The organism is Candidatus Hydrogenedentota bacterium, assembly GCA_035416745.1.
In the GTDB taxonomy this organism is placed as follows: domain Bacteria; phylum Hydrogenedentota; class Hydrogenedentia; order Hydrogenedentales; family SLHB01; genus UBA2224.
On sequence record DAOLNV010000043.1, the window covers coordinates 26,383 to 45,198 of the forward strand.

General features: G+C 62.2%; 12 protein-coding genes. 3 read left to right on the top strand and 9 right to left on the bottom strand.

Annotation, left to right across the window (positions count from 1 at the left end; genetic code table 11):
• Nucleotides 1-142: 142 nt before the first annotated feature.
• From PLJ71_13475 to argS, 5 genes are all read right to left on the bottom strand, one after another.
• Nucleotides 143-1,429 (bottom strand): Gfo/Idh/MocA family oxidoreductase, encoded by a 1,287-nt coding sequence (locus PLJ71_13475; protein HQM49693.1) that lies wholly within the window; start codon nt 1,427-1,429, stop codon nt 143-145.
• A 27-nt stretch (nt 1,430-1,456) separates the two neighbouring features.
• The gene (locus PLJ71_13480) at nt 1,457-2,170 is read right to left on the bottom strand and encodes an RNA methyltransferase (GenBank protein ID HQM49694.1); all 714 of its coding nucleotides are present in this window, start codon (nt 2,168-2,170) and stop codon (nt 1,457-1,459) included.
• Between the two features lie 13 nt (nt 2,171-2,183).
• A complete protein-coding gene (locus PLJ71_13485; protein ID HQM49695.1) occupies nt 2,184-3,842 on the bottom strand; it encodes a 50S ribosome-binding GTPase in 1,659 nt (552 codons plus the stop codon).
• The gene (locus PLJ71_13490; protein HQM49696.1) at nt 3,818-5,614 is read right to left on the bottom strand and encodes a 50S ribosome-binding GTPase; all 1,797 of its coding nucleotides are present in this window, start codon (nt 5,612-5,614) and stop codon (nt 3,818-3,820) included. Before PLJ71_13490 ends, PLJ71_13485 begins: the two co-directional genes overlap by 25 nt.
• 270 nt (nt 5,615-5,884) lie before the next feature.
• Entirely contained in the window at nt 5,885-7,579 is a 1,695-nt protein-coding gene (argS, locus tag PLJ71_13495) for an arginine--tRNA ligase (protein HQM49697.1), read from the bottom strand.
• A gap of 574 nt (nt 7,580-8,153) precedes the next feature.
• Here argS and PLJ71_13500 point away from each other — a divergent pair.
• Nucleotides 8,154-9,044: a DUF1559 domain-containing protein gene (locus tag PLJ71_13500; GenBank protein HQM49698.1), complete on the top strand. Its 891-nt coding sequence runs from the start codon at nt 8,154-8,156 to the stop codon at nt 9,042-9,044.
• A gap of 135 nt (nt 9,045-9,179) precedes the next feature.
• On the opposite strand, the gene PLJ71_13505 is transcribed toward PLJ71_13500, so the two are convergent.
• Together PLJ71_13505 and groL are read right to left on the bottom strand one after the other, a co-directional pair.
• Nucleotides 9,180-9,377, bottom strand: coding sequence for a hypothetical protein (locus tag PLJ71_13505; protein ID HQM49699.1), 198 nt, complete (start codon nt 9,375-9,377; stop codon nt 9,180-9,182).
• A gap of 339 nt (nt 9,378-9,716) precedes the next feature.
• Nucleotides 9,717-11,363, bottom strand: a complete 1,647-nt coding sequence (gene groL, locus PLJ71_13510; protein ID HQM49700.1) for a chaperonin GroEL — start codon at nt 11,361-11,363, stop codon at nt 9,717-9,719.
• A gap of 440 nt (nt 11,364-11,803) precedes the next feature.
• On the opposite strand from groL, the gene PLJ71_13515 reads away from it, so the two are divergent.
• The gene (locus PLJ71_13515) at nt 11,804-13,804 is read left to right on the top strand and encodes an acetylxylan esterase (protein ID HQM49701.1); all 2,001 of its coding nucleotides are present in this window, start codon (nt 11,804-11,806) and stop codon (nt 13,802-13,804) included.
• A gap of 82 nt (nt 13,805-13,886) precedes the next feature.
• On the opposite strand, the gene PLJ71_13520 is transcribed toward PLJ71_13515, so the two are convergent.
• Complete coding sequence (locus tag PLJ71_13520) at nt 13,887-16,328, bottom strand: SAM-dependent methyltransferase (GenBank protein ID HQM49702.1); 2,442 nt, start codon at nt 16,326-16,328, stop codon at nt 13,887-13,889.
• Nucleotides 16,325-16,957 (bottom strand): protein-L-isoaspartate(D-aspartate) O-methyltransferase, encoded by a 633-nt coding sequence (locus PLJ71_13525; protein HQM49703.1) that lies wholly within the window; start codon nt 16,955-16,957, stop codon nt 16,325-16,327. Before PLJ71_13525 ends, PLJ71_13520 begins: the two co-directional genes overlap by 4 nt.
• A 769-nt stretch (nt 16,958-17,726) precedes the next feature.
• Between PLJ71_13525 and PLJ71_13530 the strand changes: the two genes are divergently transcribed.
• Nucleotides 17,727-18,749 carry a hypothetical protein gene (locus tag PLJ71_13530; GenBank protein HQM49704.1) on the top strand — a complete coding sequence of 341 codons (1,023 nt, stop codon included), beginning with the start codon at nt 17,727-17,729 and terminating at the stop codon, nt 18,747-18,749.
• The last annotated feature ends 67 nt before the right edge of the window (nt 18,750-18,816 follow it).

The following is an 18,816-nucleotide window of genomic DNA, read 5'->3' on the forward strand; positions in this document are numbered from 1 at the left end:
GTCCTCCTCCCGCCGTGGCGCGGCCTCCTCCGCTGTGGCGTGGTTTCCTGACCACGCCACTCTCGCGACCGAAGGTCTCCAACTCGAAAAGGGGAGGTCCCCCGTGGCCGCTGCAGATTCCCGGCATCTCGGCCTCACGCCCTCACGCCAGCTTCGGCACCTCGAAACCTTCGCGGTACCCGCTCCGCGTGAGAAACGCGTTGGCTTCGGCATCGCCGCCGAAGGTTTCGGTTGCGGGATCGAAGGTCACGTCGCGGCCGAGACGGTAGGCGATGTTGCCGAGGTGGCAGAACGCCGCACCGATGTGTCCGTCGATGGGTTTCGCGGGCACGGCGTCCCGGTTGCGTGTGCGCACGGCGTTGAGAAAACTGGTCAAGTGCATCCTGACGGGGTCGCCCTTCTCGGGCGGATTCTCGTCGGGGATTTCCTTGCCCTCGGCGTCGTAGCATGCCGTGTCCACGGAATAGCCGTTCGACCCGTAGAACAAGTTGCCGCTTTTCGAACCGCCTTCGTCGTTCGAGTAACGTCCGCGGATCTCGCACGTGAACAACGTGCCGTCAGCGAACGTGGCCGTAGTTGTCTGTACGTTGGGGGTCTCCGCGCTGTCCTGGTACCCGTACCGGCCGCCCTGGCTCGCGATATGCACGGGCAGGCCCTTCCCGAGGGCCCAGTTGGCGACGTCCGTGTAGTGCGGACCGTTGTTGCCCAGTTCGCCGTTGCCGTAATGCCAGAACCAGTGCCAGTCGTAATGCACGTATTTCCTCGAAAACGGTTTCTCAGGGGCGGGTCCCTGCCAGAGGGTCCAATCCAACGTCTCGGGCGGGGCCTCGTCGGGATGGAACGGCACCGGCGGACGCGTGCTGTAGTGAATTGCGCGCGCGTGATAAATGTCGCCGATGACGCCCGCTTTGAGACGCTCGATGAGACGCTGCCATTCCGGCTCCGACCGGCGCTGCGTCCCGACTTGCACGACCCGGCCGGTCTGCTCCGCGGCCGCAACCAGTTGCCGGCCCTCCCAGATCGTGTGCGACATGGGTTTTTCGACGTACACGTCTTTTCCTGCCTGGCACGCCCATACCGCCCCGAGCACATGCCAGTGATTCGGCGCGGCGATAACCGCCACGTCGATCTCCTTGTCAGCGAACAGGTCGCGCAGGTCGCGGTAGGTTTTCACCGAAAGATTCATGTCTTTCTTGTACTCGGCCGCGCGCGCCTCGAGAACCTCGCGGTCAACATCGCAGATAGCGCCCACTTCGACGCCGTCCAACTTGCACAAGTTCTTCGCCAGGTAATCGCCGCGGCTCCGCATGCCAATCACGCCCGCACGGATCCGTTCGTTCGCGCCAAACACTTGTCCCCGCGCAAAAGTCCCCGCGGCCAGAATCGCCGAAGCCGAAGCGCCCAAAAACTGCCTGCGTGCAATATGCATGTTCACAATCCTCCTGCTCGCCGTCTTCTATCGCCCCCTGCGCGACCGCAGGAGTATCTCGTCCGCCGCATCCACGCTGCGCCGGTAGTATACGGCCATCAATCGTACCATCTCGTCACGGGTGAGATCACCGTGACTGCCGAGGCGGGCCATGCGATCGCGGTAGATGTGATAAAGCGTGATCGCCGCCGCCACCGAGATGTTGTAGCTCTCCGTAAAACCTATGATAGGAAGCCGGACCAGCTCATCCGCCATACCCGCAAGCGTCTGCGATACGCCGTCGTGCTCATTGCCGAAGAAGACGGCGGATGGCGCATCGAACGCGATCTCGGCGATGGGACGGCCTCCCTGGAGATGCGTCGCTATGATGCGGTAGCCCATATCGCGCAGATGCGTCACGCACGGGACCGTGGCGTTCCAGCGTCGTATGTCCAGCCACTTCTCGGCGCCTTTGCTTACCCGGTTGGCCTTCTTGAATTTCGTGACCAGGTCGATGACGTGCGCGGCCTGGCACCCCATGGCCTCGGCCGAACGCAGCACCGCGTTCACGTTGCCAAAATCGTACAATCCCTCGAGAACCGGCACAACCGAGTACGTCCGCTGCGCCACAACCTCGCGAATGCGCTGTTTGCGCTCCTCGCTGATGTACTCCTCGAGCACGCATAGGATTTCGGACGCCGAAAACGGTTCGCCGCGAATCCTGAACGGCTCCGTCTGCGGGCACAGCGATCTCTCCGCCATGGTTTCCCCTGCCCTAGTTTCCGCCAAGCACTTCGTCCGCAAGGGACTGCGCCGCGTCAGCCAGCGCGCGCGCCTCGCGAATCGCGGCTTCCTCGGGTTCAAACCCCAGCGCTTCCTTGTCCGGCGCGCTCAAGGCGTATCGCAAATCGCGGGTGGCGGCGTTCCGGGCGGTCCACGCGCCCAAACGCATCAGCAACGACAATAGCAGCAATTCTCCGGCAACAATGATCGCCAGAACCGTCAGCGCATGAACCAGGAACCCGGAGGGCAGCACCTGCTCGCCGAAATACCGCATCACGATGTCGAAGCACGTCTGGGCCAGAAATGCCAGGGGCCCCAAGTCGAGTGCCAGGGCCACCGGCCAGCTCGTCAGCCACTGGGCACGGGACACTATGCGGTCACGGGCAGGTCCCCGCAACACGCCCGCCACGCGCTTGCCCACCGCGCTCACGTAGTCCGCGTATCCCGAATCCCCCTCGATTCTATCGAACCCCGCCCGGGCCAGTGACAGCGACAGCTCGCTGCGGTGTCCGTCATAGCTGTGCTGAATGGCGTCGGAAGCCAGCGCAAAATCCTCTTGAAATGCGTGGGCGCTCGATAACAGCGCCGCGGCTTGCCGCCCCGTCCGCGTTCTCCGACCACCCGGCAGCCACGACGCAAGACGCACCGGAACCGATCGCACGGCATCCAGCAGACGGTACAGCGTCAGCACCACGCCCAATGCCCGCAAATCAATCTCACGGCTGAGCGCGTACGCCCACAAATACTTCTCGGCAAAGAGACGCTTGCGCACGATCCCTACCATGTCTTTCGCCAATACCCTGCGTCTCTCGTCCAGCGTCTTCTCGAGCGCGGCCAATTCCGGCGCACGCACGCCTACCCGTTCATGAAGGTCCCTCAACGTTTTGGTAAGAAGGCCGATGGCGTTGCTGCGCTTGATGCGACGCACCCGTTCGCGAGTCAATTCCTCGCCCAGGAACGCCTCAAATTCGCGCCAATCAAACTCGTCGGCGCGTCTCGCGTCACCCCGGAGCTTGCGATCCAGCGTCGTACGCGAATTCAACCGGAAATACTCGCTAATCGTGAATCCCTGTTCTTCAAGGCGTTTCAGCCAGTGGTCCCGGATGCTCTCGGTTTCCGGACGAGCTTTGGTTTCCACGCACGCCATGGTGCGTTCGGACTGCAGCGGCCGCAACAACGACCACGTCGCTTCGTCAAGGTATTTCTCGGGACTGCCGCAGACCAGGATCAGGTCGCACTTCGCCAGCACCCCCTGGACCGTCTCCCGGTGCTCTTTGATGACTGTATCCGAGTCAGGGGTGTCGACAATGACCAGATGCTCGAGGGCCGACCCAGAAACCGTCCGCCAATCCCGCGCCTCAAACCGCGCGCCGGGCGGATGGTATACGGTCGGCGTGGCCGTGCACGGACGAAACTCCGACGTCTCCGCGAGCTGGTCTCCCGCAATGGCGTTCAGCAGCGTCGATTTGCCCACACCGGACCCGCCCACCAGGGCAACCACGAGCAGATCGTCCAGCCGGGTCTCGCGTTCGCGCAACTCGGACACGCGCGCCCGCAGCCGCGGCGACTCCTCGCGCAGAGGGCGCCACGGGCCCTCGTAGGCAGCCAGACGCCGTAACCGTTCGACTATGCCCGCAAGGCTTTCAGACACGATTCTATTCCTTTCCGCAGTTCTTCGACCCCCTCGCCTTCCAATACCGCCGACATGCTCTCCAGCCCGGTCAAGAGAGGAGCGGTTACCTGTTCCAGGAGCGCATCGGCCAAATGCCGCCGCTGCTCCTCGAGCCAAGGCGACACAAAATCGAACATGGCATCGCCAAACTGGTACTCGATAACGCGGGCCACGAACTGCTCCGCCACCGGTCCCGCAACCAACATGGCCTCCGGGACCCCCACGCCGCCCGTGTAGATCGACATGGGCGCCGCAATAGCCGCCGGCGCTACCGCAAGTATCGTGTCCAGCGCTTCCAGCACATGCCGTTGATTCGGATGCTCGTTCCACCACGTCTCGATAGTCCGCTGGGCATGCCTCCTGAATTCATCCGAGATGTCCTCCGACCGGAGCACTTCCTTGACGACGCCCTCGGCCGCCGCTTCGGGTTCCAAGCGTTCCGAACACTTCCGCAACAAGTGAGCAGCCGGCTCGCGCAGATGTCCAATAGACTGGATATATCCAGCCACCAGTTCCCGCGTAATCCGTTCGATGGTCTGTTGATGGGCCGCGCGAATCTCCTCGCTCGACCGCTCCGAATCCGGGGTCTCCAGCACCGCCCGGCGCAGAAACGCCCGGGAAATGGTCCGGCCCAGAGCCGCGGCCCCGCGCGCGATGGCCGCGCTCGCCTTCCCTATGGTCCGCCGGAGCGGTCCACGCCGCGCCTGCACGAACTCGTGAAATAGCCCTCCCACCGCGGCGCCCGGCCGCGGATCATATGCTTCCGAGGCCCGTTTCGCCGTAAGACGGTACTCCTCGCGGACCGATCGCAACACCCCCGCTGCCGTGTCGACATCCTCCAGGAACAATTCCGCACGACCGCATAAGTGACGCACGGAAGACTCGAACACTCGGCGCTTGATCGCATAGACGTCGAGCTCCAGAAGGCAGGTCATCAGGTCCGTGTCGCCGTCCAGGGCTCGAATGGGCTCCCCGTACACCTGCGCCAGTTTGAAGTCATGCGGCACAACGAAAGCGGGACCGCGGCAGCCCACGTCCTTGCGGAATTCTTCGAGCTGGTGGCGCGCTGTCGCGAAATCGTCCACCGCATCGGCCTTGTTCATCACGGGGATGACTACGCGCCCCGACGCGAGCGCCTCGCGGAAAAACACCACGACGCGTTCGTCACGGTACTTCTCGCCCGTCAACACCGCCACAATGACGTCGCCCGCCGCGCGCAGATGTTCCGCCAGGGTCCAGTGCTGTTTTTCGATCGAGTCCACGTCCGGCGTGTCCAGCAGCACCAGCCGCCCGGGAAGGTCCGGATTCGTCACGACAAACAACCGGTCGGGCGGCGTCTTCTGCGAAAGCAGCATGTCCGGCTCATCCAGCATGGCCGGCGCAAACTCGGGGACGAGCTTCCCCTCGAGACACTGGGCAACCCGTCCGGGGCTCCCCGCCAGCAGCGGTCTGCGCGTTGCCGCGGCCGTCGAACGAACCGGGCTCACTTCCCGCCCCTGAAGAAGATTGAATACAGTGGATTTCCCCGTGTTGGTGCCCCCGGCCACAGCGGCGATCAGGCACCCTTCACCCGCAAGATGAGGCACGAGCTTGTACCGCAACAGGTTGACCCATTCCCGGGTGCCGTCAAACACGGCATCGCTGAGAATGGGGTCCGGCCGCAGCGCGCTCTCGAGCGACGTCAGCCCGCGCCCGCAGGCCTCGATGCCGGTCCCAAGCGCTTCACGCAAACCTGTTTCTTGCGTCTTCATATCCGCCTTAGTGTACCTGCCCGCTCTCCAGGAACAAAACCGGCCCCCAAGACCCGGGGCTGAGCGCCGCCCCGTCACCGGTGCGCGGGCACGGCCGAAGACCTCCCCTTGACCTGCTCGATAATCTCAGCAGCGCTCGGAGGTTAAGCGGGTGATTCGGCAGAGTTATTCCACTCTCTTTGGGGGGCCGCCGGAGGAAGGTCCGCGCGGAAGAGCAGTCATATGCACCTGGGGATTCGGCAATTCCCCGCTCGCCGCTGGGCGCCCGGCTTACATCCGCTCGGGGGCAGTGATCCCGAGGAGGCCGAGGGCGTTCTTGAGCGTCTGGCGCGCGGCCATGCACATCTGCGCACGGGCAACCTGCTGTTCACGCGTAGGCGCACTAATGACCGGACACTCGTGGTAGAACGTCGTGAAGGTCCGCGCCGTGTCAAGCGCGTACTGGCCGATGGGAGCGCAATTCCGTTGCGCCACGGCATTCGCCACTACGCCCGGGAACGACGCCAACTGCATCAGCAGCGCCCATTCGGCCGCCGTCTCTACAGGAAACGTCTCGCCGATGGTTTCGGGCCGCTCCCCGAATTTCCGTAGAATCGAGGCGATCCGCGCGCATGAATATTGCACGTAGGGGCCCGTGTCGCCCGTGAACGAAAGCGCCGACTCCCATTCAAACACCACGTTCTTGTTAGGATTCACGCGCAGAATCGCGAACCGTACGGCCGCAATGGCCACCTGCTTGACGATCGCGCGCCGTTCCCCCGCCGTAAGGTCCCGGCACTGTTCCTCGACCTTCTCGGCAGCGCGCGATTCCGCTTCGTCGAGGAAGTCGGAGAGAAGCACGACCGTTCCTTTTCGCGTCGACATCTTGCCTTCTTTTAGCGTGATATAAGCGTAATAGATAGGCTCGGGCGTTGCGAAACCCGCCGCCCCGAGAATCAAGGCCACCTGTTCCGCGTAGAGTTTGTGGTCCTCGCCAAGGACGATCAGATTGAGGTCCGCACCCAGGCTCATCTTGTGAATCGTGTACGAGAGGTCGCGGCATCCGTACATCGAGCTGCCGTTAGCGCGCATGAGCACAAAATACCGCCCTTCGTCCCGCGCGTGCCCCAGCTTCGCCAAGTCGACCACCAGACGGTCGTCTTCGTCGGTAAACACGGCGTCCTTGTCGCGCAATGCGGCCAGAACCTGGTCCAGACGCTCGTCGCGGATGTAGTCCGATTCGCGATCGAACACGTCGTAACTCGCCCCCACACGCTCGAGCACCGCCAGCTGACCCTTGAGGCAGAGATCAGTGATCTTATGGAATCTCCGGACGGTTTCGGGGTCCTTTTCCTCCATTTTTGCAAGCAGTTCGTAACCTTTATCGGCGAATGCCGGCTCCGCCTCGGCCCGCTCGTTGGCCTTGACGTAAATGTCCAGGACCTCGTCGAACGAAAGCTGCTCCGGTTCCGGGCATTCCAGCACCAACAAGCCGATCTGGCGGCCCATGTCGTTAACGTAATAGTGCACCTCGACGCCGTAGCCCTCGAAACGCAGCAAACGGACCACGCTGTCGCCGATCATGGCATTGCGGGCCCTGCCTACGTGCGGGCTGGCATTCGGGTTGATACTGGTGTGCTCGATCAGCACCCGCTTGCCCCCGCCCGAGGCATTCGACCCGAAAGCGTCACCGGCTTCAAGAACCGAGGCGACAATGCGCCGGGCAAAAACGCCGCGATTCAGTCTGAAATTCACATACGGACCCGCAACGGATGTTTCGAGGACCTCGGGGCCAAACGCGACCTCTTTGGCTATGCGCGCGGCAAGTTGCGGCGGAGGACATTTCAGTTTCCGCGCCGCCTCGAAGGTTCGAAGCGCCACATCACCCATATCGGGCTTGGGCGGCGGGGCAAACGTAAGCTCCGCCGGCTCGAGTTCAGGAATTGCGCTCACGATGCACTGTGCAATCGGCTCAAAAAGGTCCACGATAGGTCTCGCTCATTCTCTGTATCTGTATCTGCTGCAGCTATCCGCACGGAAAACGCTGGTTCTAGCACAGTCCCCCGCGTCAAGTAAAGAAACCCGCACGGAAACCCGCGCAAGACGGACCCCAGGGCTGCGCCACGCGAAAGGCGTGGCAGACCCCGGGGCGGACCCCGGAAGAGGTACAATGTACGTCACCTCTCCGCTGTGGCGCGTTTTCCAATCCCTTCACCCCGCTGTGACAGGGTCTCCCGACCCAGCCACTCTTCCGACCGCCAGGTCTCCGAAACGGCCTGAATGCCCAATACGCGTCCACAGATGACTTCCTGCGATAGAACCACCAAGGCACCAAGACACAAGGAAGACCGCAAACACGTCGCCTCCGCATCCCCGCTGTAGCGTCCGGCCTTGCGCCGGACGGCCGGACCGCCTGACGCAGGGTCAGGCGCTACTTTTCTTACGTGAGGCAATTGGCCGCGTTGACCTCCAGCAGCCGGTGTTCTATTCTGTTTTTGTTGATCGTGGATGCGTGGTTGCGAAGAAACGGTGTCATTCTCATAACAGGAGGAATAAGGACATGAAGAACAAAGGGTTCACACTGATTGAATTGCTTGTAGTAATTGCCATCATTGGCATCCTGGCGGCAATCTTGTTGCCGGCGTTGGCCCGCGCGCGCGAAGCGGCCCGGCGCGCAAGCTGCGCCAACAACCTCAAACAGATGGGCTTGGTGTTCAAGATGTACGCCAACGAAGCCAAGGGCGAGAAGTTCCCCACCATGAAAACACACCACTCTCTCAATCCCCTGGAAGCCGGGTATACGGGCCAGGGATGCGACAGGGTCACGAACGGCAGTATTTTCTTTGCGGGGCAGCAGGTGTACCCCGAGTATCTCAGCGATATGAACGTGTTGGTGTGCCCGTCGGATGCAGACGGGATCGAGGGCCTGGAATCGGGCATCTGGAATGTGGACGAGAATCCCGACCTGCCGCCGGACCCCTGCCGGTTTGACGGACGGTCCTACAAATACCTCGGCTGGGCCTTGACCAAGGATGATTTCATGGTCACCGGTGCGGACGAGAACGCCATGACCCAGGGCTTGGGAACGACCATCGACATGGGCTTTGGAACCGCGGTATACGGCTTGCTCGATCCCCCCGATATCACCCAGTTCGACTCCGACATCCCAGTCACCAAGGACGACGGCAAAAGCATCACCGTGTACCGGCTTCGTGAGGGCATCGAGCGGTTCTTCGTCACCGATATCAACAATCCCGCCGGCAGCGCATTGGCCCAGTCCGAACTTGCTGTGATGTACGACGAGGTCACCGAAATCGCCGACAACTTCAACCACGTCCCCGGCGGGGCGAACGTACTCTATATGGACGGGCACGTCTCGTTCCTGAGATACCCGTCGACGTACCCCGTCAGTCGCGCATGGGCATGGCTCTACGCCAACTTCCTCGACTGAAATAGCGGCGGGGCCGGTTGAACAGCAGAGGTTGGTTTGACCGCTCGCGGCCAGGACGCAATAGTGAGGGGCGCTGTCGACTTCGACGGCGCCCCTCGTGTCAGTAGCTTTCTTTCCAGTCTGCCGCTGGAAACGCTACACACGAATATCGAGTATCTGGCCCACGCCCGTTGACCGTGGCAACTGCACGCTCGCCGATTCGATCAACTTCACTACCTGTTCTCCCTGCTCTGCCATGACCTCTTTCTGCTTGGCCAGCACAGCCGCCTGCCGGGCCGCCTCAACCGGAATCTGGCCCGCACTCGAAGTGCCCGCCGACCCTATGGATGCCATCCCTATCACCCTCCGTCACTCCCGAGGAGACATCGGTGCTCGAAACGCGCCACATATCTCAAATGCTCCCATCAACGCAGAACTTATACCAGAAAACCGCTATTCGGGCAAAAGAATAGGGGTTTTTATTGTTTTTGCGCTGCGATTTGCCCGGCTTCTGCTTTCACGGGAGAGCGGGGTGCCACAAGATGTCACAAGAGGATACCGCACCTGGTACCGCCGAGCGCGGGTGTCTCACTCCTTGGGCGCCTCCCGCCAGGCCGTGCGGCCAGCGGTCCACACATAGAACGCGCCGATCCGCGGGGATCGGCGCGTAGCGTATCTCGGGGAAAACACTGGTTACATCATGCCGGGCATTCCACCCATTCCGCCCATTCCGCCGTGGCCATGGGGTCCGGGCGCGGGTTTTGGCGGTTCGGGGATGTCGGTCACGAGACATTCGGTGGTGATGAAGCAACCCGCTACGCTCACGGCATTCTGGATGGCGGTGCGAAGGACTTTTGCCGGGTCGATAATGCCCGCAGCCGCCAAGTCTTCCAATTGGCCGGTCTCGACATTGAGGCCGATGTTCGCCTTGGCGCCTTCCACCTTCTTGACGATTACCGGGCCTTCGAGCCCGGCGTTATTGGCGAGCTGGGCGAGGGGCTCCTCCAATGCGCGCCACACGATATTCGCGCCGACCCGCTCGTCGCCCTCGAGGTCAAGGGATTTCAGGCTTTCCCGCGCCGCAAGGTAGGCGATGCCGCCCCCGGGAACCCAGCCTTCTTCAATGGCAGCCCGTGTTGCGTTCAACGCGTCTTGCGTACGGCTCTTTTTCTCCTTCAGCGCCACCTCGGACGGGGCCCCCACGCGCACCACCGCAACGCCGCCCGCCAGTTTCGCCAGGCGTTCCTGAAGCTTCTCGCGGTCGTAATCCGACGTCGTCGACTCGATGGCGCGGCGAATGGTCTCGCAGCGGCCCATGATGTCTTTCTTCTTGCCAGCACCCTCGATGATCGTGCAGTCGTCCTTCGTGATCTCTACGCGTTTGGCGCGGCCCAGGTCCTTGAGCTCGACGCCCTCGAGTTTGGTCCCTAAATCCTCGGAAATGAACAGGCCGCCCGTCACGGTAGCGATGTCGCGCAGAATCTCTTTCCGGCGGTCGCCAAAGGCCGGGGCTTTCACCGCAGCCACGTTCAGGATGCCGCGAAGCCGGTTCACCACCAGGGTCGCGAGCGCTTCGCCCTCAACGTCTTCCGCGATGATAAGAAGAGGTCTTCCGCATTGGGCAATGGCCTGGAGAAGGGGCAGCATGTCCTGCATGCCGCTGATCTTCTTTTCGTGAATAAGGATGTAGCAGTCATCGAGTAGCGCGGTCATGTTCTCGGGGTTCGTGGCAAAATAGGGCGACAGATAGCCCCGATCGAACTGCATTCCGTCCACCACCTCCATCTCGGTCTCGAGCCCTTTGCCTTCCTCGATGGTGATCACACCGTCATCGCCAACTTCCTCGATAGCCGTCGCGAGCATCTTGCCAATCTCGGAATCGCCATTGGCCGAAACCGTCGCCACGTGCTCGATATCTTTCGAGTCGCGGACTTTCTTGCTCTGCTTCTGGATGGATTCCACCACTTTCGCCAGCGCCTTTTCCATCCCCCGCTTCAAGTGCATGGGGTTGCACCCCGCGGTGACGTGCCGCAATCCCTCGTGGATCAACCGCTGAGCCAGAATGGTCGCCGTAGTCGTGCCGTCTCCCGCAATGTCCTGCGTCTTGCTTGCCGCCTGACGCAGCATGCGCGCGCCCATATTGGCGTAGCCGTCTTTCAGCTCGATCTCTTTGGCTACCGCGGCGCCATCCTTGGTGATGTTTGGTGCGCCGAACGACTTCTCCAGCACCACGTTGCGGCCCTTCGGGCCCAACGTAACCTTCACCCCGTCCGATAACGCGTTTGCGCCTTCCAACAATGCCGCACGCGCCTCCTGGTCAAAAGCCAGTTTCTTGGCCATAATCCCTGCTCCTCCACTCTAAGAACCCATTCCATGTTTATACAGCTTGCCACACGGCATCGAGGCAGCTGCTCGTTTCACATATTCCCATAAGATATTCATGACCGAGACGTCGGGCAAAGCCCTCGGTACCCTCGAGATATGCAGGGACTCACCCCGGGCGCACTCCACGCGGCGGCCCTGCTTCGTTAGCACTCCTCCCGAACGAGTGCTAACAGGGCCGCATCGTACCATATGAACCAAGAACTGTCAAGCTCACAACACGCCTCACAAGAGACCGTCCAGACCTTCCGGGCGACCGGGCTGGCACCCCCAACAGCGACCGCAGCATGTTCTTGTTCGGCGAGGGGTTCGTGCCGCCCGGCCCCGGGCGTTGATGCGGGGTCCTATCCTTCGTACAATGAGCCAGCGTCACGATTCAGGAGAGGGGGTACAACGCCATGAGAAACATGCTGATGACAGGGCTCGTGCTCGCCGTCGCGCTGACGGCCGCGGCCCAGGATGAATTGACGGTGCTTCGGGAGGCCCAAGACGGCCACGTCCCGCCGGGCGGCTTGCTCTACGCCTATCTTCAGGAACAGGCACACCAGGCCCTCGAGCGCCGCCTGCAGCGTTACGAGCAAATCAAAACTCCGGAAAATGTGGCGGCGTACCAGAAGGATTTGAAGGCATTTTTCATCGAACAGCTTGGCGGATTCCCCGAGCGCACGCCGCTCAACGCGCGCACGGCCGCCACCCTTGAGCGCGACGGATACCGCATCGAGAAGATCATCTTCGAAAGCCGCCCGGGATTCCATGTCACCGGTCTCCTCCATCTTCCCGCCTCTCCCGGGCCGTATCCGGCCGTACTCGTCCCGTGTGGACACAGCGCCAACGGCAAAGCCTCCGAAGCCTACCAGCGAGGGTGCATCCTGATGGCGAAGCATGGGGTCGCCGCATTCTGTTTCGACCCCTTCGGACAGGGTGAGCGGTACCAGGTGCTTTCGGACCAGGGCAAGCCGAAGTACGGCGCCACGACCGAGCATACCTTCGCGGGTACCGGCTGCATCCTCCTCGGGCTTAATGCCGCCGCCTACGAGATCTGGGACGGCATGCGCGCCATCGACTACCTCCAGAGCCGCGGCGACATCGACCCCAAACGCATCGGCTGCGCCGGTAACTCGGGCGGCGGAACGCAAACCAGCTATTTCATGGCCCTCGACGAACGGATCCTATGCGCCGCCCCGTCGTGCTACCTCACATCGATGCGCCGGCTTACCGACACCATCGGACCCCAAGACGCCGAACAGAATATCCACGGCCAGATCGCCCGAGGCATGGACCACGCCGACTACATCATCATGCGCGCACCAAAACCCACCCTCATCTGCTGCGCTACCCGGGATTTCTTTGACATCCAAGGCACGTGGGACAGTTTCCGGCAGGCCAAGCGCGTCTACACGAGGCTGGGACTCGCCGAAGCGGTGGACTTGGCAGAGACCGACGAGGAGCACGGGTGGACCGTCAATCTGCGCGTGGCGAACGCCCGTTGGATGCGCCGCTGGATGCTGGACATCGACGAGCCCATAACCGAGGCGGACTGCGCCATTCTCTCGGATCAAGAGGCCCAGTGTTCCGAGAAAGGGCAGGTGCTTCTCATGGACGGCGAACGCTCGGTCTTCGACATCAACGCGGATGTCGAGGCGGCGTATGCCCCCGGGCGCAAAGCCCTCTGGTCGGGCGACAAAGCCGCCGCGCTGAGCCGGGCCCGTGACATCGCCGGCATTCGTCCTCTCGACCAGGTGCCCGAATGCACGATCGAACCGGCTGGAATCCTCCAACGCGACGGGTACCGCGTCGAGAAGCTACTCTTCATACCCTCCGATGGCATCGTGGTCCCTGCGCTGCGGTTCGTGCCTGCCCAGGCGAGCGGCGCGACGTGCCTATACGCCCACGGCGGGGGAAAACAGGCCGAAGCAGCCCCCGGCGGCGCCATCGAAGCGCTCGTCAAGAAAGGCCTCACCGTCGTGGCCGTTGACCTGCCCGGACTGGGCGAAACCACCAGCGACAAGGACCCGAAAGGCGCCTTCTCGAAGCTGTTCACCCCGAACTGGCGAGAGTTCTTCCTGGCCTACAAGCTCGACCGGTCCCTTCTCGGCATGCGAGCCGAGTCCATCCTCATGCTCGCCCGGAACCTGGGCGGAAACATCGAGGCCGTAGGCGTGGGCGAGGCCGGCCCCGCCGTGTTGCATGCCGCCGCGTTCGAACCCGCGCTGTTCGCGTCCGTGCGCCTCGAACGCAGCCTTGAAACATGGACCACCGTGGTTGCCACCAAGGAGAATACCCTGCAGATGGCCAACTGCGTCCACGGCGGCCTGCGCGTGTACGATCTCCCCGACCTTGTGGCCAGCCTCGGCGACGGAATAGCCGTCATCGACCCTGCCGGCGCGGGTGGAAACTAGGAACCAGGGATGAGGCGTGAGGATTGACGGCGAGGGTGAGGGTGAGGGCCCGACACGGACATGCATGCATTCGTCCCGCGCGTCACCCCGCGCGAGTCAGTGGCCGAATAGCAAGAGCAGCCAGGCCGTAGCAAACGAGCGCCAGCAGCACGACAAGCGGGAATCCCATGTGCACTGAACTCGCCGTGGCCAGCGTCGCCCCCATGACCGATGCGCAGCCGTTTATTCCCCACGCCCACGGCAACAGGGCGTCCGACCGGTTCGCGGCGGCCTGCAACCCCAAGGGAAACGGGATCCCCATGCAGAACGCCATTGGGGCCAGCCCCGCAACGCTCAACACAATCTTCACGCCGTCAGGAAAGCCTGCCAGCGCTTCGAACACCGGATGCAGCGCCACGTGATACACCCCCGCGACGCAGGCTATCCCGAGAACGGCACGCGCCACATTTCGCGCCGGGTTCCCAGCTAGACGGCCAGCGGCGTAGCTGCCCGCTCCCGAAAAGAACAGAAAGGATGTCAGCACCACCGCCACGGCATATACCGGATATGCCAGAAACAACATAAACCTCTGCACAAAAACGATTTCCAAAAACATGTAGGCTATCCCCAGCAGCGCAAAATAGACAATGACCCATCGCTTGAAGCCTTTCGCGGCCGGACTTCTCCCCAGCACGGCCAATGGGGCAAGGATGAATATTGCGCTGGCAACGGCTGCCTGGACAATTGTGGCGGCAAGCGCCACGTACCCCCATTCGACGAACGGCACCCACGCTACGCCCATCCCTTTCACAAGACGCGGCAGCGTTGACCATTTGAAGAACCGGAAGAAGTACGGCCGCATGTCTGTCGCCGGTCTCACATAAAACAGATAATGCTCGTAAAAATCCTCGGGATTCTCCGATACAAGAGCCTGTGTCGCTTGGTAGTAAACCGTTCCCTGGGAAAGCTGGATGTACTGATTGGTCTCGTCCTCGCGGACGCCCGGGAAGTAGCAGGGATCGAAGCTCCGGGACTGGCAGAAGCCGCGTACGGCAGCCACATCTTCGCCGGACAGAGGCGCTCTGGACACCACCAGGGTGGCGCTGTTCAGCGAGCGAATCATCACGAGGTGTTTCCCGGGGTCCGCAATGCCGTCGCGGCGTAGCGCCTCGACAGCGGTGGCAAAGAGTTTCAGGGAGTCGCGCGGAGGTGTCTTCAGCCAGCAGGTAACCGCGAGAACACCCTCGGGCGTGAGGCGGCGAAGAAAGAGGCGGAAGGCCTCGACGGTATACAGGTAGCTCTCATTCAGCGCATACACGCCCGAGGCAGCCGCCGTGAACGAGCCAGACAAAGGCGCCTGAATAAGGTCGAATTGCCGGTCGTGCGACTGGAGATATCCCCGCCCCTCCCCCAGCACAAGCGTGACGTCCGGCCGCTGGTACAGTCCCCCGGCGAAGTCCGAAAAGGTCGAACGCACCAGTTCGAGCGCCGCCGGGTCGACCTCCACGGCCGTGACATGCCGGGCCCCGTGGTACAGGGCCGCCAACACCTCGGTCCCGCCCCCGGGACCAAGCACAAACACGTCGGGAGCATCCACCAGCCGGTACGCCACCGCGCCGGTCACGTAATCGAGGTACGCAAACGCACTGAGGCCGCCATCGAAGCGGTTGACAGGCGATACGGACCCTGCGTCAAAGAATAGCCCGATCTGCTCGGGCAGCGGCCCCAGTTCGCTCATCGGGTAGGCCGTGATCTCGCCCGGCGTCTCCCGTATCATCACCGAACGGACAGCCGTGACGGTCGAGAGGGGGCTGAACCGGCGCGCGAGCACCTCCGCATCCGGGAAATCCATGACGTAGGAAAATCCCTTGTATTGCGAGACCCGGACGGGCGTGTGCGCAGCAAGAATCATCAGTGCGGCGGGTATGAACAGCAGGCACCCTGCCAGCGGTCTGCGGGAGAGGGCCGCAGGCTTGTCCAGCCCCAACAGAATCCACGCGGCCATGCCCATCCCGGTGACGGACCCGAGCACCGGCCAGTCCGGCGGCGCCGCAACATACAGCAGACCCACCGCCACGAGCGCGCCCACGCCCGAACCCGCCATGTTCCACGCGTACAACGCCCCCACCGAGCGCGACGCCAGCAGGAAAGCGCACGTGATACAGGTCGACACCAGAAAAAACGGCACGGAAAGTACAAGATACAGTGTGAGAAGATGCAGCATCTGGCCGCGTTGCGTCGCCAACTCGAACGTTTCAAATGGCACGTGCTGGCTGATGGCGTAGCTGGCGGGCACCGCCGCGCAAAAAGCCAGAGCCGACCACCAGAGCATGAGGCGTTCCCTGCCCGCAAACGATTGCCTCAAGAGCGCCAGCAGCGCGCCGCTCGCCCCGAAGCCCAGCATCGCGAGACTGATAACCATGTACGCGAAATGATGCCACTGGGCAATGGACAGAATGCGCATCAGCACGATCTGGTACGCAATACCCGCCGCGCTGACAAGCCCCACCGCCGCGCCGAGGCATACAGACACACGCGGCGTCATTTCGTCCCTTCGCTTCGCGTCAGGGGCACAAACCGCACGGGCATGACGCTTCTGCGGCGTACCGCGCCGTCCGCAAGCTTCTCTACCAGAATCAGGTTCTGCGTTTGCAGCGGCGGTCCCACCGGAATGGCCATGCACCCCCCGGGCTTAAGCTGTTCAACCAGCGGCGGCGGGATGTGGCTGGCCGCCGCTGTGACGATGATCGCGTCAAAAGGCGCATGCTCGGGCCACCCGAAGTACCCGTCGCCATGCTTTACTTCAACATTCTCGTAGCCCTGTTTCTTGAGCGTTTCCGCTGCCCGTGCCGCCAACGGCTCGATTATCTCGATCGTATAGACTTTCTTGGCGATTTCCCCCAGCACCGCTGCCTGGTAGCCGGAGCCCGTTCCGATTTCCAGTACCGTGTGCTCGGGCTTGAGCTTAAGCATCTCGGTCATATAGGCCACGATGTAGGGTTGCGAGATCGTTTGCCCGTGGCCAATAGGCAGGGGATGGTCCGCATAGGCTTCGTCGCGGCTTGATTCCGGAACGAATTCGTGCCGGAGCACTGTGCGCATCGCTTCGAGCACCGTGGCCTCTTTAACGCCTTCACGGGCCCAACCCGACCGGGCAATGTCGTGCTCAACCATGTACAGCCGCGCTGCCTTGAACTCATCGGTATCCTCCGCCCAGGCGCGCCAGCCGAACATCGCCGTCAGCAAACCCACAATCGAAAGAGCAAGACAAAAGGCAGGAGCGTGTCTTGACATGTCGAGCCTCCTTTCTTCGCTGGATGGCCGGCCCGCAAATGTCCCGCTCCGTTAATAACAACAAGAGACCGGGAGCCCTGTCAAGGGCGCAGGCGCAATTCTGTCCGGAGGGTCACGCGCAGTCGCTTTGCTCCGTAGGGAACGCCCAGCACAGGTTCGGACGCATCTTCCCCGGCTCACGAAGCCCAAGGGCGCCTGTCCCGACCGTTGACAAGAGAGTTCCCGGGACTGCGAGAGAGGTGTCGGCATTAACAATCTATTGGGCCACAATGATTTACGCGTGCCCGATGAGGCCGAACCGCCAGGGTGGTTCTGATTTGACAAACGGTTCATTTTCACCGTATAGTTCGAACGGTTGAGACTTTGAGAAACGGGGCAAACGCATTGAAGGTGCAGCGTTCGAATTTGTTTGCCGGAAAGCTCTGCCCAAGATCAGCACCACGCAAAGGAGGTGAAAACGCAGCGAGGTTCCCATTTCTCGTTTTGTGGCAGTAGACAGTACGCGCCTGCGCGGGTGCTCGCGTCAGGAAGCGTACAACAAAGAGTGACAATTGGAAGGTGAAGTTCTTTGGGGCCTTTTTCTTCGGGGAGAGGGCCACAAATGCGATCCGGAGCCCCTGAGGGTTCCGGAAGGTAAGGGAAACGCTCAATGAAAACGAATCGTGTCTTAGGTTTGGTAACGGCGTGCACACTTCTGGCGGGTGTGGCGCTGGCGCTCGATTTTGAACCTGTGGAAACCTTTCCGCCTCCGGCCGAGGGGTTCAGCCTGGTAGGGGTAGACGCGCTCGCGAACGGCTCCTTGGTCGTCTACGACGGTGCGGCTGTGTACTTGCAGGACGCTGCGGGCGCGTTTGACGCGCTTGCCGGCGGCTATCCTGCCGCCGCGCCCGGCATTATCGGCCAGGCCGGCTTTGTAGCGGCCCGGGGCGCCGAGGCACTCGTGGGCGCAGCAAGCGGCTCGATGTGGTTGTTCGACTGCAGCGAGGAATCGCCGGTAGGCACCGCCGTCGGCGCGGAAGTCGAGGGCCTTGTCGCGGGCGAGTATGTCTCTGACAATGAGATTCTGGTGAGCGTCTCGACGGAGACCGTGAACGAAGTGGGTCTCGTGAGCTTCAACACGGACCCCCTGGGAGCCTACACGAAAGTCATTGAACTTACGGCCGACAATGCTCCTCGGGGCATCGTGTGTGTTGACGACGCCGTGTATGTGGGGACCGCGGCGGGCAATATCGCGAAGTTCAGTGTTGAAGAACTGATTGCCGCAGCCGCCCCCGAAGATGAAGTGTCCGTCAAGGCCGCTCTGACATGGGCCGACGGCGACGCGTTCGACGGCGATTACGGCGTGTTTGGACCGGCCTCGGCAACCGTGGCCAAAAACCTGCTCGTGGGCGGCCTCGACGGGTTCCAGGTTGTTAACGGCGACGGCGAGGTGCTCGACACTATCGATGTTATCGCCGACGTCCTGAACGTGCCCATCTATAACCCCGCGACGAAGAAGATCCTGGTGGCCGGCGCGAACGACGAAGCGGGCAACCCGGTAGTCGCCCAGCAAACGACGGCAGCGTTCCAAGACCCCGAGGAAGTGGCTCCCTGGTGGCAGAACCTGCTCCGCATCGTTGCGCTCGTCGGCGGGTTCATGATGCTGCTCTTCTTGATTCTCGGTCTGCTCTAGGCAGCCGCGGCTATGATAAGAATGTGTTGAGGGAACGCCTCGAAAGGCGTTCCCTCTGCCCATTCTC